Genomic DNA, 23707 nt, shown 5'->3' on the forward strand with positions numbered 1-23707 from the left:
TTGAGGGGTGGTTTTATGAGAATAACCAATAAAATGCTTTCAAATAATTTTTTGAATGACATGAGACGAAATTTAAGTAATTTAAGCACTATTCAAGGTCAAATGGCTTCTGGTAAACAAGTCGGGAAAATTTCGGATGATCCTGCCAAAGCTTCTAAGATAATGCGAATAAATTCTGATATAAGTGCAAATAAACAATATAACACAAATATCACAGACGCAAGTAATTGGCTTGATATAACAGATACATCATTAGGGCAGGTAGGTGATTCAATTTCTAGGATTCAAGAACTTTTACAAAGCACTGGCAATCCTGGTTACACTAGTAATGAAAGGCAAGCTGTTAAAGATGAAATAAATCAAAAGATTGGAGAACTTTCTCAAAAACTTAACACTAGTTTTGATGGTAAATATATATTTGGAGGAACAAGTGGAACTACTAAACCTACGGATACAGTGGCCGGAGGGGAAAATACCGAACTTCTTTGTGATATGGCTTCGAACTTAAAATCTACCAAGTTATTAGTAGAAGTATCCGAAGGGGTAACTATGGAGTATAATATCACAGCAACTGATGTTATAAACTATGGAAAGGGTGATAATAATCTTACCAAATTACTTTTAAATATTACTAGCAATCTTGATTCTAAAGATCCAGACGATATTAAAAAGTTGATAAATGAAGACTTGACAGGAATTAAAGATGCCATGACTAATGTATTAAGTCTACGTTCAAAAGTTGGTGCTAAGCAAAATAGCATGGAAAGCGCTGCAGCAAGGAATGAAGATCAGAAATTAAATATGATAGAAATTCTATCTAAAACACAAGATATAGATATTACGGAAAAAGCAATGGAATTTGCTACGATGCAAACCATGTATATGGCATCTCTTCAAACTAGTGCTAAGATAATCCAGCCTTCTTTAATTGATTATCTTTAGTAGTTGAGAATTGAAAGTTGAATTATAAAAGGGGTGTGTTGTAGTATGGAGCTAGTTACTAAGTACCATGGAACTCGAGAATACAGTGATGAAGATGTTATAATATTCAAAAAAGGTCTGCCAGGATTTAAAGAATTAAAAAACTTTATAATTTCCCCATTAGAAAGTAACGAAGTTTTTAGTATATTACACTCAATTGAAAATACCCAGATTGGTTTAGTTTTGGTATCTCCATACGCAGTAATACAAGATTATGAATTTAAAATACCAGACACCAATGTATTAGAACTTAAAATCGTGAGTCCTGAAGAAGTATTAGTGTTAACTACAGTAACTTTAAGTTCAAATATTGAAAATATGACCACTAATTTAAAAGCTCCAATCATTATTAATATAAAAGAAAAATTGGGTGAACAATTAATATTAGATAATGATAAATACAAAATAAAGGAACCACTATTTAACGACATTTTAGTGGGGACAAATAAATGTTAGTAATAGGCAGAAAAAAAGGTGAATCACTACTTATAGGTGACGACGTTGAAATAACTATAGTTAAGATTGAAAATGGATCTGTAAAAATTGCTATAACTGCACCAAGAGAAATTTGTATTTTGAGGAAAGAACTTTATACAGAGGTCAAGGATGAAAATCAAAGAGCTATGGTTTTTGATGCATCAGCTTTAGAAAAATTAAAAAAATAAAATGGGAGGGAATATGGATATTGGGGGTATTGATCAAAGTGATTTTACAGATACAGGTATAGATTATAAAATTGCGAAAAATGTTGTTGGGCCAAAGCTAGCTCAAATCAATAATTCATTTAGTGAAAAACAAAATACTGAAAAAGAAATTAAGAATGCAGTAAATAAAATAAATAAATTTCTAGATGGTGAAGGTATACATGTACAATATGAAAAGCATGACGTACTTAACCAAATGATTATAAAAGTAATTGATAACAATACTAATCAAGTAATAAAAGAAATCCCCTCAAAAAAAATATTAGACATGGTAGCTAAAATGTGCGAAATGGCTGGTGTTTTAGTGGATAAAAAGGCATAACCCTTTAGAATAAATATTGGAGGGCTATTATGGAATTTAAATTAAATAAAATTGATGTTGAAATAAGGCAAAGAGTTAAGGATACTACAAAATCTGGTGTAGTTCATAGAAAAGAAACAATTTCAGTAAATAGAGATAGAAACCCTAGCGATAATTCAAATTCACAAGTCGACTTTAAGTATAAAATTTCAAAATATAAGAAGAAACATAAAATATCTGTAGGAGCATTTAAAAATACTCAATATGAGGTAGAGGTTTTTAAAGATACTTTAGAAAAAGAACAAAGGTGTATTGGAAATTTTATAGATACTAAAAAATAGAGGTGAAGGAATATGGCAATGAACGCTTATGGAAATGCATTCAATACTTATAAAAGCAATAGTGTAAATTTCGCATCAAAGGATCAATTGCTTTTGATGTTAGTAGATGGGGCTGCAAAATTTTCAAAAATAGGTAGACAGGCCATAATAGACAAAGATGTTAAAAAAGCTCATGAAAATATTATAAAAACTCAAAATATATTCTATGAATTAATGGCAACATTGGATGTGGAAAAAGGCGGAGAATGGGCAGAAAAATTAATGAAAGTTTATGAATTTATAGCAAGAAGACTTATGGAAGCCAATGTTAAAAAAGATGTACTCATAATGAACGAGGTTATTCCACTAATTGATGATGTTCGAGGTACTTGGAACCAGGCATATAAATCATCAAAAGGAAGCAAGTAGAATTAGGAGTTATTGATCAATTTTCAAATATAAAGGGGTGATTATGCATGGCAAGTATTTATCCAACCGGTACTAATAGTGGCGCTAATTCAAGTGCTAATTTATTAAGGATATCAGGTATGGCATCAGGTATTGATACAGATGCAGTAGTTAAGTCTATGCTTGCAAACTATCAAGCTAAGATAGATAAAGCAAATGGAGGAAAGCAGATATTGCAGTGGAAGCAAGAGGGGTATAGAGAAGTTATTAAAGGCTTAAAAGGATTGCAGGATTACTTTGATCCACTTTCAAGTAAGTATATTCTATCCGGAAATTCTTTTAATACAAATTCAGTTACTAATTCGGATAGCGCTATTGTTTCAGCATCAGCTAATTCAAATGCTAAGTCAGGAACATATAAGGTGAATGTGAAAGAATTGGCAGAGCAAGCTAAAATAGAGGGTACACCACAAAATTCAATGATAGAGGTAACTGATTCATCAAATTGGATTGGAAAGGATTTAGCGTTTGACGTTGATGGCAAGTCCTCGGTTAAATTAAGTAATTTAACTGGGGCTACCACTGTAGACTTAGTATCCGATATAAATAGTAAAATTTCAGCATCAGACTTAAATGGTAAAATGACTGCATCCTATGTTAAAGAAGGGGATAAGGAATATATTAAGTTTACAAAAACAGATTCTACGACTAATATTAATTTGAGTAAAAGTAGTTCTACTGTTTCTGAAATAACAAGTGATTTAACTATTAATAGTGGAATATCTTTAACTTCAAAATTATCAGATTTGGGAATCAAAGATGATATTAGTTTTTCTTTATCATATGATACTGCTACAGGCATAGATCCTGTAACTATTACAGCGGATGCTACCACAACTATTGAAGAACTAATGGAAAAAATCAAAAGTGCAACTAGTGGAGCCGTTACACTGAACATAGATGATACAACTGGAAAAATTTCATTTCAGTCAAAAGATTATGGCTCTTCTTCAGCTATTACAATTAAGGATGACGGTAGTGGTATAAGCAATCTTAGTAACCTTGGAATTGTTGGAACAACAAAAACAGGTAAGGATGCTATAGTAGAAATAACCGCACCAGGACAACCAACAGTGACCACAACTCAAAACTCAAATAGATTTACAACTAATGGGGTTGCTTATAATATAGGTAGCATAGGTAGCGCTAGTTTAACTATTACCAGTAATTCAGATACTGTTGTTAGTAATATGAAAAAATTCATTGAGGATTACAATACTATAGTATCAACAATCAATACAAAATTAACAGAAAAAACAAATAAGAATTATGCTCCATTAACTGATGAACAAAGATCAAGCATGAGTGATGATCAAATCAAAACATGGGAAAGTAAAGCAAAAGTTGGAATACTTAGCAATGATGATTATTTAAGTAGTTTAATGACCCAAGTTCGAGGAGTATTTTATGAACCGGTATATAGTAGTTACGACAAAACAGATCCTAACACTGGTAAAGGAACTTTGAATTTTGGTAGCTATGGTACTGCTGCTATAGGTATAGAGATATCATCAGATGTTACAGATGGTGGTAAACTTGTGATTAATGATGAAACAAAATTAAAAAATGCTATTGAGAATAACATGGATGACTTTAAAAAAATGTTTATTGGAACTTCTAGTAGTGATTTGGATTCAAAACAGGCTTATGTAGGTTCAAAACAATACCATGAAGAGGGTATATTTAAAAGAATAGATAATATAATGAGAAACTATGTGGCGTCACCTGGAATTGGGAAAGATGGTACTTATACTACAGCGGGATATATGAATATATTCGTAAATAAGCAATATGATCACAGTAGTTCAGGTACTTCTAGTGAAAATACACTACCTGATCAAGTTTATAATAAGACTTTAAGTGTTAGTAAATTTCAAGCGCAACTTGAGTCTGCTTCAGTCAGGTATTATGCTAAATTCACAGCACTAGAAAAAGCTATGAATATGTTAAATTCACAACAAAGTGCACTTGCATCTATGCTTGGTACGGGCGCATAAATAAAGTCGTTAATATGCAGCTACGCAGGAGATGATTTAATTAAAACAAAGTGGGTGATACATTGAACTTAGTTGAAAAATTTATTAAATACAAAGATATCACTTTGGATATTATTAAAACAGTTAAAGCAGAGGAATATGAGAGACTAGATGAAAGCTTTAAGCAAAGGCAATTAATCTTAGATGATATGAATAATATTGATTATTCAAAAGAAGAATTGAAGAAATTTTATTTGCAATATAAAATAGAAAATTTAGAAAAAGTATTAGCGCATGAAATGGAAGTTAGAAAAGATGACTTATTGAAAAAAATAAAACAAAATGGAAAAAAACAAGTGGGAATGGCAGGATATAATAATATATCAGCTAAAGCAGTTTTTTTGAGCAAAGAAGCTTAATAAAGAATTAATTATTTTAAAATATATTTAAAAAAGGGTATAAAGTTATTATTTCTTATACCGATATAAATAGTAGAAGCAGAAAATCAAGAAAGAAGCAACAATGACAAATTAGTTAGTAGGCTCAAATAGCTTAACTATAGATACAGTGGACAAGGATGTTCACTTTAAAAATCAAGGAGGAATTTATAATGATAATTAATCACAATTTAGGTGCAATGAACGCTAACAGAAACATGGGTATTAATTCAACAAATGCTGGTAAATCTATGGAAAAACTTTCTTCAGGTCTTAGAATTAATAAAGCTGGAGATGATGCAGCGGGTCTTGCAATCTCTGAAAAGATGAGAGGACAAATTAGAGGATTAGATCAAGCTTCATCAAATTCTCAAGATGGTATATCAATGATTCAAACTGCTGAAGGTGGACTTTCTGAAGTTCATGATATCCTTCAAAGAATGAGAGAATTAGCAGTTCAGGCATCAAATGATACTAATGTAACTGTTGATAGAGGAGCTATTAATGATGAATTTTCACAGTTAAAGGAAGAAATAGAAAGAATTGGTTCAAAATCACAGTTCAATAAGCAAGAACTTTTTACTGGTAAAGCAGGAGACAAGAATGATGGTAAGGTTAACCTACAGGTTGGTGCTAACGAAGGAGATAATATTACACTTGATCTTAAAAAAGACGGTATTGATATGACAAAAACGAACGCAGCTTTAACAGCAGTAGATGTTAAAGATTATGATAATGCACAATTAGCACTTGAAGCTGTTGAAGGACAAATTGCCAGCGTATCATCAGGAAGGTCATACCTAGGAGCTATGCAGAACAGATTAGAGCATACTGTTAAGAACCTTGACAGTGCTTCTGAAAACTTAACATCAGCTGAATCAAGAATCAGAGACGTAGACATGGCAAAAGAAATGTCTACATTCTCAAAGAACAACATTCTTAATCAAGCTGCTCAAGCAATGCTTGCACAAGCTAATCAACAACCACAACAAGTTCTTGCATTATTAAGATAATTCATGAACTTATAAAAGTAATATTAAGGAGTCAGGGTGAAAACTCTGGCTCTTTTCTATAATTTGAAAAGGGAGGGAATCTAATGGATATAGGGGAACTATCAATGGCTTTGAGTCAAGCAAAGGTAAAACAATCATCTGGCATAGCAGTAATGAAAATATTGAAATGAGCATCAGTGGCTACAAAAATAGCTACTGGTGCTCATTTCGCTGTCATGTGTATTTGCCCCAATAATGTAGTAGTTAATATGGGTAAAGGTTTTTCTTAATTCATCGATAAATATAATATATACAATTGGAGGAGCTTTATGAATATTAGTTTATGTATGATAGTGAAAGATGAAGAAAGTAATTTAAGAGAATGTTTGCAAAGTACAAATGGATTTGTATCTGAAATTATTATTATTGATACTGGCTCTAAGGATAAAACAAGAAATATTGCAATGGAATTTACTGATAAGGTATATGATTTTCCGTGGTGTAATGATTTTGCAAAAGCCAGAAACCTTTCTTTGGAGAAAGCAAGTAATGAGTGGGTGTTAATATTAGATGCGGATGAGATTATTACTGGTTTTAAACATGAAGGGTTTAAGAAAAAAATTATGAAAGATGACAAAATAGTAGGGAGAATTAAAAGAGTAAATATTTTAGAAGATGGACTGGGTACCAAAAGATACATAGAAAGGGTAAATAGATTCTTTAACAAAAAGTACTTTCACTATGAAGGGACGATTCACGAGCAGCTTGTTGCCCAAAATGGAGAAAACTACAATACTATTAATGTAGATATTAATGTAGATCATATAGGCTATACAAAGGAAATTATGAAAAAGACGGATAAAATACAAAGAAATTTAGAATTGTTACAAAAGAGCATTAAAAAAAATGATAAGGATCCATATTTATATTATCAATTAGGCAAAACATATTATCTTGATAAAAAATATGGAAAATCTGTTGAATGTTTTAATAAAGCCTTGACTTTTAAGGCTAATACTAAATATGAATATGTGCAAGATTTAATTGAAACTTATGGTTATTCTTTAATTAATACAGGCAGATATGCACAGGCTTTAGAACTGAAAAAATATGAAAAGGAATACAGTAGCTTATTAGATTATAAATTTTTAATGGCATTAATTTATATGAATAATGCGTTGTTTGAACAAGCTATTAAAGGCTTTTCAGATTGCATTGGAGAAAAAGAGGGAAAAATGGAAGGGGCAAATTCATATTTAGCTTGCTATAATATTGGAGTGATTTATGAATGTTCGGGGCTTAAGGAAAAAGCAATTTTTTATTATAAAAAGTGTGGAGATTATAAACCGGCTTTAGATGGATTAAATAGGGTATAAAATTTATGGAAATAGGTGATGAAGATGAAAACAAGTATAATTATAGTTGCTTTTAATAAATTAGAGTATACTACTCAATGTATAGAAAGTATAAGGAAGTATACTGAAAATGGGAAATATGAAATAATAGTAGTAGATAACAATTCAAAAGATGGAACTAGTGAGTGGTTAAAGAAGCAAAAGGATATAAAAGTTATAATAAATAATGAAAATTTAGGTTTTCCAAAAGGGTGTAACCAAGGTATAGTTGCCAGCGAGACGGATAATGATATATTACTTTTAAATAATGATACTGTAGTTACAAAAAACTGGTTAAGTAATTTAAATGAATGTCTTTATAGTGATGAGAATATAGGAGCAGTGGGTCCTATTACAAACTCTGCAGCTTATTATCAAAGTATTCAAGTTAATTATACAAATTTAGAAGGGTTGCATATATTTGCTTCAAAGTTTAATATTTCAAATAAAGAAAAATGGGAAGAAAGACAAAAACTAATAGGATTCTGCCTTTTGATAAAAAGAAAAGCCTTAAATAAGATTGGATTTTTAGACGAAGATTTTACTCCAGGAAACTTTGAAGATGATGATTACAATATTAGACTAATGAATAAAGGTTATAGATTATTTTTATGTAAGGATACGTTTATACATCATTATGGTGGGATATCTTTTAATAAAGATGATAAGTATAGCAAACTAATAGAAAGAAACAATAAAATATTTAAAAGTAAATGGGGATTTACATCTGGAGAACATATGAGTATATATAGGGGATATTCTGAATTTATTAAGGATAACACTGAAAACATATTAGAAATTTCATGTGGTACAGGTGCTACAGCATTATATTTAACACAACAAATTCAGTGTAATTACTATGGGTTTGAAGATACTTTTAAAGCGGAAAAAATAGCTAAAAATTATTTAACAACCTTAAACTTAATTGAGTTAAAATATAATAAGGTAAAATTTGATGTAGTATTCATAAGCAATGCTAAGAAGATTAGCAGTATCAATTTGACTAATATTTTAAATAACAGTAGACAAGTAGTCGTAAATATACCAACAGAAGTATCGATGGATGAAAAACTTAACGGAGAAATTGAAAATACAAACAAGTTTATGGAATCAAATGGTTTTATGTTTTCGGATGGAATTAAGGAGATAGATGAAGAAACAGGCAATTTAAGAAGAGTATACTTAGTCTATGACAATAAAATCCAAAAAGAATTAGAAAAGCATTTAAAAAATATAGATAAGGAATTAAATTTAGAGGAGTCTTTTGATTACATATTAAATATTTTAGATAATAATGATAAGAGTCTTAATAAAATTTTTTATATAATAGAGAAATATATAGAAAATAAAGTTGATATTTTAAATTCTATTGCAGCTTTGTGTTATGAAAATAAACTTATGATTAATGTAATACCTACATTTAACGAAGCACTAAAATATGAAGACGACAACTATATGATTTTAATGAATTATAGTGAGGTTTTATTTAATATAGGTGAGTATGAAATAGCACTTTCACATATAAGTAAGGTTAAAGAAAATGAAAAAGACGAAACATGGAAAACATTAAATGATCTAATAATAGAAAAAAGAAATTTTTTGAGAAATGTAAAATTTTTGATTAGAAGAATAGAATTTAAGGTTGAAGAGAATGAAGCAATTGAAGAATTAGTAGAACTTATAAAAAATAAACAAATAAGCGATGATAGTATAATTCAAATTGTTGATAAAGATATTATTGATAAATTGTATATATTAAATTTTGTAGCAATAAAGGCTTTTGAAAATGAAGAGTATGATATTGTCCTACCGTTATTAAATAAGGCATATGACATAAATCCACAAGATATAGATACTAATTATAATTTGGCTTATATATTAAATCTTATGGGAGAAAAAACTATGGCTTTGGAATATTTGTACAATTTAAAAGAAAAAAATCCTAATATCGAAGAATTACTAAAAAACATTAAAGGTAAAAAAACATGTTAAATGATAAAAAAATATGTTTTATAACTTGTGTTAATGATGAGATTTTATATGATGAATGTTTAAGATATATTAGGAAGCTAGATATACCTAAAGGATATGAAGTCGATACAATAGCAATAAAACAAGCTAAAAGTATAACTTCAGGTTACAATGAGGCAATGAAACAAAATAATGCGAAATATAAGGTGTATATACATCAAGATGCATTTATAGTTGATAAAGAATTTATATTAAAAATTTTAGAGACTTTTAAAGATGAATCTTTAGGCATTATAGGAGCAGCCGGTTGTGAAAAGCTACCTACAAATGCAGTATGGTGGGAAGCTAAAAGGTGTTATTTTAATTTATATGATAATGCCAATGGAGGCATGAAAGAGAAAAGAAATAGTAAAGGCATTGAACATTCGCAGGCAGAATGTATAGATGGTTTAGTTATGATAACACAGTATGACGTAACATGGAGAGAAGATATACTTAATGGTTGGCACTTTTATGATATATCACAAAGTATAGAGTTCAAAAGATATAGCTATAATGTAGTAATTTTAAATACAGACCTACCATGGGTACTTCATGATTGTGGACCTAAAGGGATAACAGATGATAGTGAATATGAAAAATATAGAACTATATTTTTAGATGAATATTCTAAAGATTTATTCCCTTTAGTTTCAATTATGATAACTGCATATAATAGGCCTCAATATTTTAGAATAGCATTAGAAAGTGCAATAAATCAAGATTATATAAATAAAGAAATTATCGTATGTGATAACAGTACGAATAATGAAGTTGAAGGGGTAGCCAAAAAGTATATAGATAGCCCTATAATCAGATATTGTAAAAATAAAAAGGAATTAAGAGTCATAGAAAACTTTAATAAGGCCATATCTTTATCAAAGGGAGAGCATATTTGTTTTTTAATGGATGATGATGTATATGCTAAAAATAAAATTACTAAAATGATGAAATATTTTCTAGAAGATAAGGATGTGTCATTGGTTACTTCGTATAGAAAAGTAATAGATGAATATGGCGATGAAAAATGTGATATTAGTGCAACAACAAAGATTTTTGATAATGTTACTTATTTAGATGAGAACATGGTTAAAGAATATGTTTTAAATTCTAGATTAAACTTTATAGGGGAAACTACAACTCCTCTTTTCAAAAAATCATTGATTAATAAAGATGGATTTGGTCAATATAAAGGACAAAAATTTGAAGTTATAAGTGATTTAGTTACATGGATTAGTATGGTTGAGCAGGGTAAGCTGGTTTATATACCAGAACCTTTAAGTTATTTTAGAATACACCAAGGGCAAGATCAAAGAAGACCTATAACAATGTCAAAAGGAATAATTGAATTTATCAAATTATCAGATTTTTTAATTGATAGTGGGAGAAAGATTTACGATGAAACTATGGAAATGTTTTTCAGAGATATTAGGTACTCTGTATTAGTCACAGAAAAAAATAACATATTGAATCTTGAAGAACTCATTAATACCATTTTAAATATTATAAGTAAATTTGATGAAGACACAATGAAAGAGTCATTTATAATATATGAGCTGCTGAAAATTATAGATAAGATAGTAAAAAAACATAAATATAATATGGATATAAGTAAATATTATGATAAATGTCAAACTGCCTGTGATATGGTAGATGATAAAAAATATACAGAATATATAAAGTCTTTATATGATTATAAATATGTATAGTATTTATAAATGCTTGGAATGAATGGGGAGAAGGTGCACATTTAGAGCCAGATAGAAGATTTGGAGATGCTTATCTTGAGGCTACATATGATGCGTTTAATGATGTCAATGATAAATGCAAAGAAAAATAATTTTAGATAGGTAGGATGAAGAATGTTAAAAAAAATATTTTTATTTATAGTTGGTGAAGATAATATGCTTATAAATGAATGCTTTTTATACGCAAAACAATTAGAAGTTCCGCAAAATTATAATATTAAAATTACAAAATTCAATATAAAAGAAAATGAGTTTAATTTCTTATTGAAAGAGATAAATAATGAAAAATGTGAACATATTATTATATTAAAAGAAACAACTCAAATTTTAAATAAAAATGTAATAGTTGATATTATAAATGAACTCAATTGTGATGAGCAATTACAAGCAATAGGAATTAGAGGTAATAAAGATCTTGCTAAATATATGAATAAAATAAATTATATTGAAAATGTCATATATGATTATTTGGAAGAAAAAGTGAAGAACATTAATAATATAATTAGTAATGAAAAAATAATAAATGTTCAATTGATTACTAATGACCTAATGTTTATAAAACTTGATAAAAAAGAAAATATAAATTTATGTTCAGAGTATCTTGATTTTAGTAATCTAAGTTTAGCGGTATGTTGTGAACTTTTGAGTAAAGGTAAGAAAATTGGTATATATAATTCGGAATTACCTAGTTTTATTGTAAATGAAGCTAAATTTGGTGACCTAATGGTAAATAGTATAGATAAAGAATTGTTATGTAAATATGAAAAGATTGTATACCCTAAAATTAGTATAATTCTTATTAATGTAGATAGAGATTCAATAGAAAGATTGAAATTAAAGGAAACCTATGTCAACTATGAATTAATATTATTAGGAAGAGATGAGAAATTTCAATTAAAAGATGTGAATGTTGTGTTATATAATAATGAACTTAGTTATTATATAAACATTATAAATGCAATATCTAAAAGCACTGGGCAATTCATAACTTTTCTTAATAAAGAGGATGAATGGGTTAAAGATAAATTAACCATTATGTTTGATGAGATTACAACAAATAATAATTTGGATATAGTTTTTTGTAAAAGAAATTATATAGATTTAGATGGAAATATAGTAAATAATATTAATAATAAATCTGAAGATGTATATTTAAATAAGATTATTAAGGGGGCTGAGTTTTTTGATTCTTGTGTAAAGAAATCTATAAGTTATATGGGGAATATTTCTACTGTTTTGTTTAGAAAAGATATATTAAATAAAAATAATATAGTTTCTATGGACGAATATAAATCTATATTTGATTTTGCATTCTTATATTATATATCATATAACAAAAATATTAAGATAATAGATAAGTGCTTAATAGATGAAAAATTGTCACCATTTAATGAATTTAAGGTCATTAGCGAGGTTGAAGAACTTTTTGAATTTATAGAGAGGACAAATGAGAATGGAAAATCACAAATAAGTTATAATATTTACAATGAAATTATTGAAAGTATACCATGGGCTTATTTAGAAAAAAATAAAGAAAAAATAATACAATTGTATAGAAATAAAATAGGTGAATATATCCTTATAAATAAGGAGTTATTATATAGGGTTCTGGAAGATTACAATTTTGATTTTGATAAAAAAGTATTTATAAATAAAGGATATGAAATTGTAGATTATAAAGATGGTAGTGAAGATTATATATACGATGTATTTTCAAAGCAAGAACAAATAAGCGGATATGATACGAATTTAAGAAAGTATGCAATAGATTGGGCAAGTGAATATCATTTAACTCATGTTAGAACTAACTTGTTACATTCAATTAGTGAAATAATTGATCCTAATTGGAGTGTATTAGAATTAGGTGCGGGAATGGGTGCATCTACTAACTGGTTAGCAGAGCATTGTAAAGAAGTACATTGCATAGAGGGCAGTGTAAGTAGAGCTAAAACATTAAAAGAAAGAAATAAAAACAATGAAAATGTAACTGTTTTTGTAGATGATTTAAATAGTTGTAATTTTCCTAAAGAAAAATATGACCTAGTAACATTACTTGGAGTTATGGAATATTTACCGTATTTTTCAAATGAAAATCCGAAAGTGGTATGTGAAAAATTTTTAAGTAAAATAAATAACTCCATGGATGAAGATGGAATTTTTATATTATCTATAGAAAATAAATTGGGTGAAAAGTATTTTGCAGGATGTACAGAGGATCATAATGGGAGAGTATTTTCAGGTATAAATGGATATCCTGATAAATCACCAATAACATTTAGTAAAAAAGAGTTAACATCAATGCTTAAAAATGCAGGCTTTGAAAATATGCAATTTTATTTTCCATTTCCAGATTATAAATTACCAACAACTATATTAAGAGAAGACGAAAAGGTTTTAGAGTTTGATATAGGAGCTATTATAAGGGGGAATACTAGGGAATATTCTAATAAAAGAGAATATCTAATGGTAGAACCCTTGTTATTAGAGTCTTTGAAAGAGGCGGGATTATTATTTGATATGGCGAACTCATTTTTGATAATTTGTTCTAAAAATAAAAAAGTAAATTTAAAAACTGATTATTTAATTAGAAAGTATTGGAATGGAAGTGCTGTAAAGGATAATTTTCATCATTACACTGATTTTACAGATAAAGATGGAGAGTATTTAGTAAGTAAAAAAACTTTATATAAAGGATTAACTAAGTATGAAAGTGAAGATTTAAAATTTGAATTAAAAAATAGCAAGAAAATAGAAGGGAAATGTATTCTTATAGATGTATATAAATCAATTATAAAAAAAGACTCATATGACACATTTGTCGGTTTATGCAAAAAAATGAGAAAGGAATTGATTTATCAATTTGGAAAAGGTACAAAGGATTCTGAAGGATATACTTTAGTGGATGGGATAGCGGTAGATTTTTGTTTTAATAATATAATAGAAAATAATAATACGTATATATTTATTGATAGAAAGTGGACTTATAAAGAATGTTTAGAAGAGGATTTTGTATTACTTAGAAGTATAGAAGGGATATTTTATGAAATGTATCCATTTATACAAGAGTTTACCCTTGAGGATTTTGTTAGAAAAATAATGTTGGAGATATATCCTACTTTTTCGGAGCCAAGATATAATTATTTAAAAGCTGAAGAGGAAAAAATGATGAAACAAATATATTATGATTGGAAATATAAGAATATGGTTACAGATGTATTTAAGAAGTCATTAGAGATTAAAAACAATATATTACAAGATATATTATTTGAAAAAGGTGATTTGAAATGATTTATTTAGAAATAAAACTCTCTTTTATACGGATAAAGAAGAATACTATAATTTAAAACCTATATATCATAAGGTTATTAAAAGGGGACATGAAGCAAAATCAAGGGGGATTTAAATTAAATAATGATTAAATGTGTTTATATAATTTGAAAAGATACTTATTATCTGGTGGTTTATTTTGAAAGGTAAAGATAAGAAAATGGTTGTCCAATGAAATATTTCATTGGACTTTTTTATGCATTAATCATAATTTTAACATTGTTATTGTAGCCATTTATTTAATATGTTATTGACATTTTCATTATTTAATCTCAAAGATAATAACATCTTATGGTTAGAGTCTTCTAAAATACCAAATTTAATCATTTTCATAGCAGAGGTGGCCATATTTATATCTTCAATTTGTGAAAGGGATGCATTAATAGTACAGTTTGTATTCGTTACATTATTCAAAGAGTGCTGAATAGAATTTAGGTCTGCACCTGTGCTAGTTCTATTCTTAATAACTTTTATTAAAGCTTCATCGATTTTTGATATAGCATCGCTAGAATCGGGTTGGCTACTCAGTGAAACAATATCTAATCCTAAAGCAGTAGTACTAGTATCGAATAGCTTTATAGAATAACTAGCATAAGGGTCGTCTCTAGTTTGAATATTTAGAGCTTTATCATCGGCTAAAAGTTTTATACCATTAAAATTAGTGCTTTTTGAAATTGCATCTATACCTGCTTTTATTTGCTTAAATTCATTATCTAAAGATGTCCTATCTTCAGTTGATAATGTTTCGTTAGAAGAGTAAATAGCAGCTTCTTTCAGTCTATGAAGAAGTGTTGAAATTTCGTCTAAAGCTCCATCGGTTACTTGAAGCAATGAGATGCCATCCTGCATACAATTTTCTGCTACGGATAATCCTCTTACTTGAGATTTAAAGCTTTCGCTAATACATAATCCAGCTGCATCATCAGAAGCTTTATTAATTCTCTTGCCAGAAGAAAGTTTTTCTAATACATTCTCGCTTTGAAGTTTGTTTTTATTTAGTTTATTATATGAATTTATTAAGGAAAAACTGTTATTTATTATCAATAAAATCACCTCCTTGTAAAAATAAGTCTCATACTATTTTCGTAAAAATTAATATAAACTTTAGGTATTCTTCAAAATGATTAAAAATCACAAAATTGGAAATATCAAAAATTAGATATTATAAGTAAGCTAGGGTGTAAATTTTCGGAATTTAGCAATAATGAATAATACGCAAACATAGTTGAGGTTTTGATTGTGAAAACAATGATATAAAATAATAAATTCATAGGATATAATAAATTTTAATGATATTATTTTCATGGAATAAGGCATGTGGATAAGATAATAAGGATATATAAGAAAAACTAAATTAAAGAATAATCCATATGAAGTTAAGTTATGAAAAAAATAATCGATAATTAAATGATTAGAATGAGCTATTCTTATTTTTCAGAGCAAAAAGGAGGAAAACTAATGGACATAGGTGCACTATCAATGATAATGAGTCAATCAAGAGTACAACAATCAGCTGGAATAGCAGTTATGAAAATGGCAATGGATACTGGCAAGGAAAATGCTATACAGATGACAGAAATGATGGGTAATGTTGCAGTAGATTCTAATGTAGGACAGCATTTGGATGTAAGGGCATAAGAGTATATGAATGAGAAGGAAGAACTAAAGCATGAATTAATCGTCTATGATTATTTATTATTAAATTTTAATGTTTTATTATAAAGTTTCCGAAATTAAAGGTGAAGTTAAGAGTATGAGAAAAGACATGAGTAGTGTGGAAATAAAAAAATTAAAATGAGCATCAGTGGCTAAACTAATAGCTAGTGCTGCTCATTTTTTTAGGGTTTATAAAAATTCATATAAAGGTATTGATACTTTAAACGAAGTAGTAAGTGAGGGATAATTAAAAAAACTTTAATGGAGTTGATTTTATGAGATTAAATAAGAATATAGCCTCTTTAAATATATATAAATCATATAGCAAGAATCTTACTAAGCAAAGTTCAGCATTAGGGCGAATATCATCCGGTGTTAAAGTAAATAGCTCAAAAGAAAACCCAAATGCAATTGCTCAAAGCGAGAGGTTTAGAATGCAGATAAGAGGGCTTCAAATGGCGGCAAGAAATACTCAAGATGGAATTAGCATGCTTCAAACCGCAGAGGGCGGTATGGAAGGTATTACTAATAACATACAAAGAGTTAGAGAATTATTAGTACAAGCTGGAGGAGCTACAAACCAAGAGGATAAAGATGTTATACAAAAGGAAATAAATCAAATGTTAGATGGAGCAGATGACATGGCAAATAGGACTGAGTTTAATGGAGTTAAGCTTTTAGTTGAAGGGGATGCTATAGAGGCTGTTATAGGAACTAATGTAGGCGAAAAAATTGAAATACCAAAGTCTGATTTAACTGCAGAAGGATTAGAACTCAAGAAGGATGGTATTTTTAAGGTAGATGTGAATAAGATAGATGAGTCTCTAGAGTGTGTAGATAAAGCCCTTGATGCAATCATCTGTGCTAGAGGTAAATATGGAGCCTTAGAGAATAGATTTGAGAGTAGCTATAATTCTATAATTGAGATATCAGATAAAGTAGAATTCGCTGAAAGTGGTATAAGTGATGCAGATATAGCTGAGGAAATGATGGAATATTCTAAGTATAGTATTCTTATAGAAGCTGGAACAGCTATGATGGCTCAATCAAACAAAATTCCACAGGATGCACTAAGAATATTAGAAAATGTTAGAAGTAGATAAATAAAGAAAAGTAAAGAATCAATAACTAAAGGAGGCTTGATGAAAATCAAGCCTCCTTTAGTTATAAGTAACATCAAAATAAACACGTTGCTATATTCGTCTTGTTTTTATTTCAGGTGACAATACAATCAACATATAGACAAATTAAAACAATAATGTATAATATAATTATAAAATGTAAATAAAAGATTAATATCACAATAGTTACTAGTAAACAAACATAAGCAGTGAGGTAGCATTTTAATTGTGAAATTAGATACTTTAAATTTTCAAGTAATTACTTAACATAGTTAATGAAAATTAGTGAAAAAAATACACATTAAGGTAAGAAAATAGTATATAATATACATGAATGGTGGTATATATTAGATTTGAAAACAAATTTAGCTATTAATAGTAAAATATTAGGTTTGAAGAATCAATTTAGCATTATATGTCTAATTGCTATATTAAGGGGGATAGAATAGTGAATATAAATGGAAGTTCTATAAGTGAAGATACTTATAATTTATTGAAAAAGAGTATGGATGCTTCAGCACTGAGAAGTAAAGTTAGTGCAAATAATATTGCAAATATTAATACAAAAGGGTATAAAAAGCTCTATGTTACATTTGAAGATACTTTAAATGGGAGTATGGGTGAAGATACAATGAAAACTAATAATAGTAAACATATGCAAACAGGCAGTAGCTACGGAGACATTACGGTGAAAAGAGAAGAGAATACCAGTATGAGACAAGATGGTAATAACGTGGATGTAGATCTAGAAATGACTAATCAGGCTGCAAATACATTAATGTATAATGCTCTGGTTAAACAAGTTAACAGTAAAATTTCACTTACAAGTTATGTTATAGGAGGAAAATAATAAATTATGAATAATGTTTTTAGGGGAATGGGAATAAGTTCTAGTGGACTAACGGCAGAAAGACTAAGGATGGATACAATAGCTTCTAATGTAGCGAATGCAACTACTACTAGGGGAGAAGATGGAAAACCTTACATAAGAAAAGTAGCTGTATTTCAGGAAAATTTGCAGCAAGAATTAGATAAAACTAGTGGATCATACAAAACAAGCTTTAAAGGTGTTAAAGCCGTTGGGATTGAAAATGATGATTCACCTTTAAGACGTGTATATGACCCATCACATCCAGATGCAGATAATGAAGGATATGTGACTATGCCTAACGTAAATATTACAAATGAAATGGCAGATATGATTTCTTCTACAAGAGCATATGAGGCAAATGTAAATTCTATAAATGCTCAAAAAAGTATATTTTCTAAAGCTTTAGAAATAGGTAAATAGGAGGATGATTTATGAATATAAATGGATATATTAACAACACAAAAATATCTAATGAACTTCAAAAAAACGAGTTAGAAGTTAATAATAAAAATAGTAGTTTTTTAGATACTTTAAAAGAAAAAATAAATGAGGTCAATGATAAACAAATAGATGCGGAAAATCTTACCCAAAAGTTTATAAAGGGTGAAGAAGAAGACGTACATAAGGTCATGTTATCCACAGAAGAAGCTAAACTGTCGTTAGAACTGGCAGTACAAATTAGAAATAAACTTGTAGATGCTTATGGAGAATTTAATAGAATGCAGATATAGTAAGGGGTGCTAAATATGAACAAGCTGCTTGAAATGAAGAATAAGCTTTCGCAAAGCTGGGGTAGTTTAAGTAAAAGTAAAAAAATAGCTTACAGTTTACTTGCGGGCGTAATAATAGTAGCTTTTAGCTCTTTTTTAATCATAGCATCTTCAACTAAATATGATGTGTTATTCTCAAATATGACACCAGAGGATTCAGGTGCAATTGTAGCAAAGTTAAAAGAGAAAAAAGCTCCATATAAAATAACGGGTAACTCCATACTAGTACCTAAGGCTGATGTTGACAGCCTTAGAATGGAGCTTATGTCTGAGGTTAAGATTACTGAGGGAAGTAGTGGATTTGAACTTTTTGATAATGGTAAAATGGCACCTACGGATACAGAAACTAAAATTATGTACCAAAGGGCTTTAGCTGGCGAAATTGAAAGAGCAATTAAGTCTTTTCCGGAAATTGAAGGAGCTAAGGTTAATTTGGTGTTACCAGAGAATACAGCTTTTGTTCGCGAAACACAGCCAGCTAGTGCATCTGTTGTATTAAAACTTAAAGCAGGTACTAAGCTTGATAATGCACAGGTAAAGGCAATAGTAGCGCTTCTAACTGGAGCTGTTGAGAACCTTCCAAAGGAAAATGTGAGTATAGTATCTGATAAATTTGAGCTTTTAACTGAAGGCTTATATGATGCGCAGCAAGCTACTGTAACTGGTTCTACCGATAAGCAACAACAGTTAAAAACACAAATCGAAAAGGATTTAGAAACAAAGATAATGAAAGTATTAGAACCTATATATAAAACTGGAATAAGGGTTTCTGTTAATACAGAGCTTGATTTTGATGCAATTGAAAGAAAAAGTATTACATATGATGAAAAAAAGAAAGCAGTAGCAAGTTCGCATGATACTGAGACCTGGAATGGAGACTCTAGCGATGCCTTGTCCACTAGCCCTGTAGATGAAGCTACAAAAAACACTTCACCTACAACTAAAAAAGATGGGAATATTGTGAATAAAGATAGTACGAAAAATTATGAAAACTCAAAAACAGAGGAAAACTTAGTGAAGGCACCAGGGGCAATTAAAAAAATTACTACATCAGTTGTACTAGATGGTAATTTGGATCAAACTACTAAAACTTCTGTAAATAATTTAGTTGCGCAAGCAACAGGATTCTCTGGAGCGAGAGGGGATACTATAAGCATAGAAGGTTTGTATTTTGATAGTGCAAGTAAAAAAGCAGCTCAACAAGCACTCCTTGATATAGCAAAAGCCGATAAAGCGGCAGCATCGAAAATACTTTACACTCGCATAGCATATGGAGCCCTAGGTCTTATATTACTTGGTATAGTAATATTTGCAATTCGTAGGTCTAGTAAGAAGAAAGAAACAATTTCAGATGGCATTGGGTTGGAAATTGAAGATAATATCACTCCAAAGCAGCAAGAAGTCTTTGAGCCTATTAAATTGGATTATGAAGCTAATAACAAAAAAATACATGTTGAAAAGCAAGTTAAAAAGTATGCAGAAGAGAAACCGGGGCAAGTTGCAGATATAATTAAGTCTTGGATTACAGAAGATGAGAGGGGATAAATAGTGGCTAAAAGTGAAAAACTTACGGGAATTCAAAAGGCAGCTATATTATTTATAACTTTAGGTCCGGACGCATCATCTGGTATAATAAAAAAATTACCAGAAAAGGATATTCAAAAGATAACTTATGAAATTGCTAATATAACTTCAGTTAAGTCTGACCAAAGACAGGCAATTTTAGAGGAATTTATGGAAATGAATAAAGCTAAGGATTTTCTTTTAGAAGGTGGAGTTGATTATGCAAGGAGTCTGCTTTCAAAAGCACTTGGTAGCCAGAGGGCCAAGGAGATATTAGATAAGGTCATGGAAGAAACACAACGATATAGGCCATTCTCCATTGCAAGGAAAGCAGAGGCACATCAACTTTTAAATGTTATAGCTAATGAACATCCACAAACAATAGCACTTATTATGTGTTACATGCAATCAGATAAGGCTGCTCAGATAATGGCGGAACTACCACTTGAACTACAAAGTGAAGTGGCTTTTAGAATTGCAACTATGAGTAGTATTTCACCTATGGTTATTAAAGAAATTGAAAATGTTTTAGATGGAAAATTATCATCTGTTATTAGAACAGATAGTACTGTGATTGGTGGAATTGAATCTCTAGTAGATATTTTAAATCAAGTAGATAGAACTACAGAAAAGAATATTACAGAGGGGCTTGAAAGAGAAGATGGCGAACTCGCAGAAAAGATTAAGGAATCTATGTTTGTATTTGAAGATATTATCACATTGGATGATGTTTCAATACAAAGGATTTTAAGAGAATTAGATGCTAAGGATTTATCTCTTGCATTAAAGGGATGTTCAGAAGAAGTTGCAAATTCTATATTCAAAAACCAATCTAAGAGGGCGGCGGTATCTTTAAAAGAAGATATGGAGTTCCTCGGACCAGTTAGACTTATGGATGTTGAAAAAGCACAACAAAAAATTGTTGGTATTTTGAGACGTTTAGATGAAGCAGGTGAAATTGTACTTTCAAGGGGTGGTGAAGATGCAATCATCAATTAATGTTATAAAAAATGCGAGGATCATAAATCAGGGAAATATGGAAATAAGTACTTACTTAAGTGAGTCATCCAAGGTAGCAATTGTGAATGAAAACCAGGGCATTAACAAATCTAACATGGAAAGTTATGAAAATGTTGCTAGGAATATGTTAGAAAGCGCAGGGAGAGAAAGTAAAAAAATTATTTCAAGAGCTTATGTAGATGCGCAAGAGATTAAAACACAGGCATTTAATGAGGGATTAGAACAGGGCCAAAAGGAAGGCTATGATAATGCTTATAAAGATGCTGTTAGCGGTGCGGAAAGAGAAGCAGAGGTAGTGAGAGCTAAGGCTGATGCCATATTAAATGAAGCAAAAACTCAGTATAATGAGTATTTAATAGACAAGCAGCAACATATAAAAGCCTTAGTTATAACTATAGCTGAGAGCATATTAAAAAAAGAAGTAAAAGAAGCCGATGCTTTGAATGAAATGATTTTCAATACTCTAAAATCTGAGAGAAGCATAAAATCATATATTATAAAAATTAATAATTCTCATTTTGTTACGATAAAGGACCAAATTGAAAACTTTAAAATTAAACTTGCTTTTCAAGGCGATATATTTGTAATAGAGGATAATTTTTTAGATGATGGAACTGCTGTTATTGAAAAAGAAACGGGTAAAAGCATTGTAAGCATATCTTATGGTATAGAAAAAATAGTAGAAATGTTTCAGGAAGAACAAATACAAACATAGAAGGGGCGCGCATTATTATGATAGCTCTAAATTTTGAGTATTTAATTAATAAAGTTCCTGATATTAATTACACTTATTCAGAAGGTGTGGTAAAGAATGTTATAGGACTTACCATTGAAGTTCAAGGAATAACGGCTTTTGTTGGCGAAGTTTGTAAGATTTATAATAAATCAAATGAGCAGATTTCTTGTGAAGTTGTTGGATTTCGCGATAAAGATGTAATTCTAATGCCTCTCGGGGAACTAGTGGGTATATCACAAGGATGTAGAGTGGTACCAACTGGAAGTCCACTAAATGTTAAATGCTCTGATGAATTGTTTGGAAGGGTACTAGATGGACTAGGTAATCCATTAAATGGTGGCGAAATTAGTAAATATACAACTTATTCTTTGAATGCGTCTCCCCCAGATCCTTTAAAAAGGCGGAGAATAACAGAAGTATTACCTACTGGTATCAGGGCAATTGATGGTTTTTTAACCTGCGGAGAAGGTCAGAGAATTGGCATCTTTGCAGGTAGTGGAGTAGGAAAGAGTACCACACTTGGAATGCTAGCAAGAAAGGCAAAAGCAGATGTAAATGTTATTGCACTTATTGGAGAAAGAGGAAGAGAAGTACGGGATTTTATAGAAAAGGATTTAGGGGAAGAGGGATTAAAAAAATCAATCATAATATGTGCAACCTCTGATAAACCAGCCCTAGTAAGATTAAAGGGTGCATTTACAGCTACAGCTATTGCAGAATACTTTAGAGATCAAGGAAAAAAAGTAATCTTAATGATGGATTCAGTAACAAGATTTGCAATGGCACAACGAGAAATTGGACTAGCTATAGGTGAGCCACCAGCTACTAAAGGATATACTCCATCGGTGTTTGCAATGTTACCTAAATTAATGGAACGTAGCGGAATGTCAGATAAGGGTTCTATTACAGCTTTTTATACGGTCCTTGTAGATGGTGATGATTTCAATGAGCCAATAGCAGATGCTGTAAGAGGCATACTTGATGGACATATAGTTTTATCTAGAACACTCGCTGCAAAAAATCATTATCCAGCTATAGATGTTCTAAGCAGCGTTAGCAGATTAATGCCTGAAATCTCTACAGATAATCATAAACAAACGGCTTCTGAGGCAAGGGATCTTATGGCAACTTATAAAGACTCTGAAGATTTGATAAATATTGGAGCTTATGTAAAAGGTAGCAATTTAAAAATTGACAAATCAATTAAGTACAATGACAGCATAGAAGCTTTTTTAAAGCAAGGCACAAATGATAGTACAGACTTTGAAGTTAGTTTAAATATGCTAGAAAATATGTTTAGTTGAAGTTTCTC

Annotated in this window: 24 protein-coding genes; 23 read left to right on the forward strand and 1 reads right to left on the reverse strand. The window is 29.7% G+C overall.

Going from position 1 to position 23707, the window contains the following annotated elements; genetic code table 11:
• Positions 1 to 15: 15 nt before the first annotated feature.
• From flgL to ACWJJT_RS00500, 14 genes are all read left to right on the forward strand, one after another.
• Positions 16 to 942 carry a flagellar hook-associated protein FlgL gene (gene flgL / locus ACWJJT_RS00435; protein WP_462955622.1) on the forward strand — a complete coding sequence of 309 codons (927 nt, stop codon included), beginning with the start codon at positions 16 to 18 and terminating at the stop codon, positions 940 to 942.
• Between the two features lie 45 nt (positions 943 to 987).
• Positions 988 to 1437: a flagellar assembly protein FliW gene (gene fliW / locus ACWJJT_RS00440; protein ID WP_462955623.1), complete on the forward strand. Its 450-nt coding sequence runs from the start codon at positions 988 to 990 to the stop codon at positions 1435 to 1437.
• On the forward strand, positions 1431 to 1646 hold the full coding sequence (gene csrA / locus ACWJJT_RS00445) for a carbon storage regulator CsrA (RefSeq protein WP_462955624.1): 216 nt from the start codon (positions 1431 to 1433) through the stop codon (positions 1644 to 1646). Before fliW ends, csrA begins: the two co-directional genes overlap by 7 nt.
• Positions 1647 to 1659: 13 nt before the next feature.
• The gene (locus tag ACWJJT_RS00450) at positions 1660 to 2007 is read left to right on the forward strand and encodes a flagellar protein FlaG (RefSeq protein WP_462955625.1); all 348 of its coding nucleotides are present in this window, start codon (positions 1660 to 1662) and stop codon (positions 2005 to 2007) included.
• 29 nt (positions 2008 to 2036) lie between these two features.
• Positions 2037 to 2327: a hypothetical protein gene (locus ACWJJT_RS00455; protein ID WP_462955626.1), complete on the forward strand. Its 291-nt coding sequence runs from the start codon at positions 2037 to 2039 to the stop codon at positions 2325 to 2327.
• Between the two features lie 12 nt (positions 2328 to 2339).
• Positions 2340 to 2735: a flagellar export chaperone FliS gene (fliS, locus tag ACWJJT_RS00460; protein ID WP_462955627.1), complete on the forward strand. Its 396-nt coding sequence runs from the start codon at positions 2340 to 2342 to the stop codon at positions 2733 to 2735.
• Between the two features lie 47 nt (positions 2736 to 2782).
• Positions 2783 to 4771 carry a flagellar filament capping protein FliD gene (gene fliD, locus ACWJJT_RS00465; protein ID WP_462955628.1) on the forward strand — a complete coding sequence of 663 codons (1989 nt, stop codon included), beginning with the start codon at positions 2783 to 2785 and terminating at the stop codon, positions 4769 to 4771.
• A gap of 62 nt (positions 4772 to 4833) precedes the next feature.
• Positions 4834 to 5169: a hypothetical protein gene (locus tag ACWJJT_RS00470; protein WP_462955629.1), complete on the forward strand. Its 336-nt coding sequence runs from the start codon at positions 4834 to 4836 to the stop codon at positions 5167 to 5169.
• 191 nt (positions 5170 to 5360) lie between these two features.
• Positions 5361 to 6200, forward strand: coding sequence for a flagellin N-terminal helical domain-containing protein (locus tag ACWJJT_RS00475; RefSeq protein ID WP_462955630.1), 840 nt, complete (start codon positions 5361 to 5363; stop codon positions 6198 to 6200).
• 308 nt (positions 6201 to 6508) lie between these two features.
• Complete coding sequence (locus tag ACWJJT_RS00480) at positions 6509 to 7555, forward strand: tetratricopeptide repeat-containing glycosyltransferase family 2 protein (protein WP_462955631.1); 1047 nt, start codon at positions 6509 to 6511, stop codon at positions 7553 to 7555.
• 24 nt (positions 7556 to 7579) lie between these two features.
• On the forward strand, positions 7580 to 9565 hold the full coding sequence (locus ACWJJT_RS00485; protein WP_462955632.1) for a glycosyltransferase: 1986 nt from the start codon (positions 7580 to 7582) through the stop codon (positions 9563 to 9565).
• Entirely contained in the window at positions 9559 to 11292 is a 1734-nt protein-coding gene (locus ACWJJT_RS00490) for a glycosyltransferase (RefSeq protein WP_462955633.1), read from the forward strand. Before ACWJJT_RS00485 ends, ACWJJT_RS00490 begins: the two co-directional genes overlap by 7 nt.
• Positions 11293 to 11297: 5 nt before the next feature.
• Positions 11298 to 11423: a glycoside hydrolase family 99-like domain-containing protein gene (locus tag ACWJJT_RS00495; protein WP_462956712.1), complete on the forward strand. Its 126-nt coding sequence runs from the start codon at positions 11298 to 11300 to the stop codon at positions 11421 to 11423.
• A gap of 22 nt (positions 11424 to 11445) precedes the next feature.
• A complete protein-coding gene (locus tag ACWJJT_RS00500) occupies positions 11446 to 14619 on the forward strand; it encodes a methyltransferase domain-containing protein (protein WP_462955634.1) in 3174 nt (1057 codons plus the stop codon).
• Positions 14620 to 14880: 261 nt separating this feature from the next.
• Here ACWJJT_RS00500 and ACWJJT_RS00505 read toward each other — a convergent pair whose 3' ends face one another.
• Positions 14881 to 15702 carry a flagellin gene (locus ACWJJT_RS00505; protein ID WP_462955635.1) on the reverse strand — a complete coding sequence of 274 codons (822 nt, stop codon included), beginning with the start codon at positions 15700 to 15702 and terminating at the stop codon, positions 14881 to 14883.
• A gap of 414 nt (positions 15703 to 16116) precedes the next feature.
• Between ACWJJT_RS00505 and ACWJJT_RS00510 the strand changes: the two genes are divergently transcribed.
• From ACWJJT_RS00510 to fliI, 9 genes are all read left to right on the forward strand, one after another.
• On the forward strand, positions 16117 to 16296 hold the full coding sequence (locus ACWJJT_RS00510; protein WP_462955636.1) for a YjfB family protein: 180 nt from the start codon (positions 16117 to 16119) through the stop codon (positions 16294 to 16296).
• A 293-nt stretch (positions 16297 to 16589) separates the two neighbouring features.
• Complete coding sequence (locus tag ACWJJT_RS00515) at positions 16590 to 17417, forward strand: flagellin N-terminal helical domain-containing protein (protein ID WP_462955637.1); 828 nt, start codon at positions 16590 to 16592, stop codon at positions 17415 to 17417.
• Between the two features lie 466 nt (positions 17418 to 17883).
• Positions 17884 to 18285 (forward strand): flagellar basal body rod protein FlgB, encoded by a 402-nt coding sequence (flgB, locus tag ACWJJT_RS00520; RefSeq protein ID WP_462955638.1) that lies wholly within the window; start codon positions 17884 to 17886, stop codon positions 18283 to 18285.
• A 6-nt stretch (positions 18286 to 18291) separates the two neighbouring features.
• Entirely contained in the window at positions 18292 to 18726 is a 435-nt protein-coding gene (gene flgC / locus ACWJJT_RS00525; protein ID WP_462955639.1) for a flagellar basal body rod protein FlgC, read from the forward strand.
• Positions 18727 to 18737: 11 nt separating this feature from the next.
• Positions 18738 to 19037: a flagellar hook-basal body complex protein FliE gene (fliE, locus tag ACWJJT_RS00530; RefSeq protein WP_462955640.1), complete on the forward strand. Its 300-nt coding sequence runs from the start codon at positions 18738 to 18740 to the stop codon at positions 19035 to 19037.
• Between the two features lie 15 nt (positions 19038 to 19052).
• Positions 19053 to 20621 (forward strand): flagellar basal-body MS-ring/collar protein FliF, encoded by a 1569-nt coding sequence (fliF, locus tag ACWJJT_RS00535; protein ID WP_462955641.1) that lies wholly within the window; start codon positions 19053 to 19055, stop codon positions 20619 to 20621.
• A gap of 3 nt (positions 20622 to 20624) precedes the next feature.
• Positions 20625 to 21638 carry a flagellar motor switch protein FliG gene (gene fliG, locus ACWJJT_RS00540; RefSeq protein ID WP_462955642.1) on the forward strand — a complete coding sequence of 338 codons (1014 nt, stop codon included), beginning with the start codon at positions 20625 to 20627 and terminating at the stop codon, positions 21636 to 21638.
• Positions 21622 to 22374 (forward strand): FliH/SctL family protein, encoded by a 753-nt coding sequence (locus ACWJJT_RS00545; RefSeq protein WP_462955643.1) that lies wholly within the window; start codon positions 21622 to 21624, stop codon positions 22372 to 22374. Before fliG ends, ACWJJT_RS00545 begins: the two co-directional genes overlap by 17 nt.
• Positions 22375 to 22391: 17 nt before the next feature.
• Entirely contained in the window at positions 22392 to 23699 is a 1308-nt protein-coding gene (gene fliI, locus ACWJJT_RS00550) for a flagellar protein export ATPase FliI (protein ID WP_462955644.1), read from the forward strand.
• Positions 23700 to 23707: the final 8 nt, after the last annotated feature.

The sequence above is a fragment of the Clostridium sp. CM041 genome (assembly GCF_055081035.1).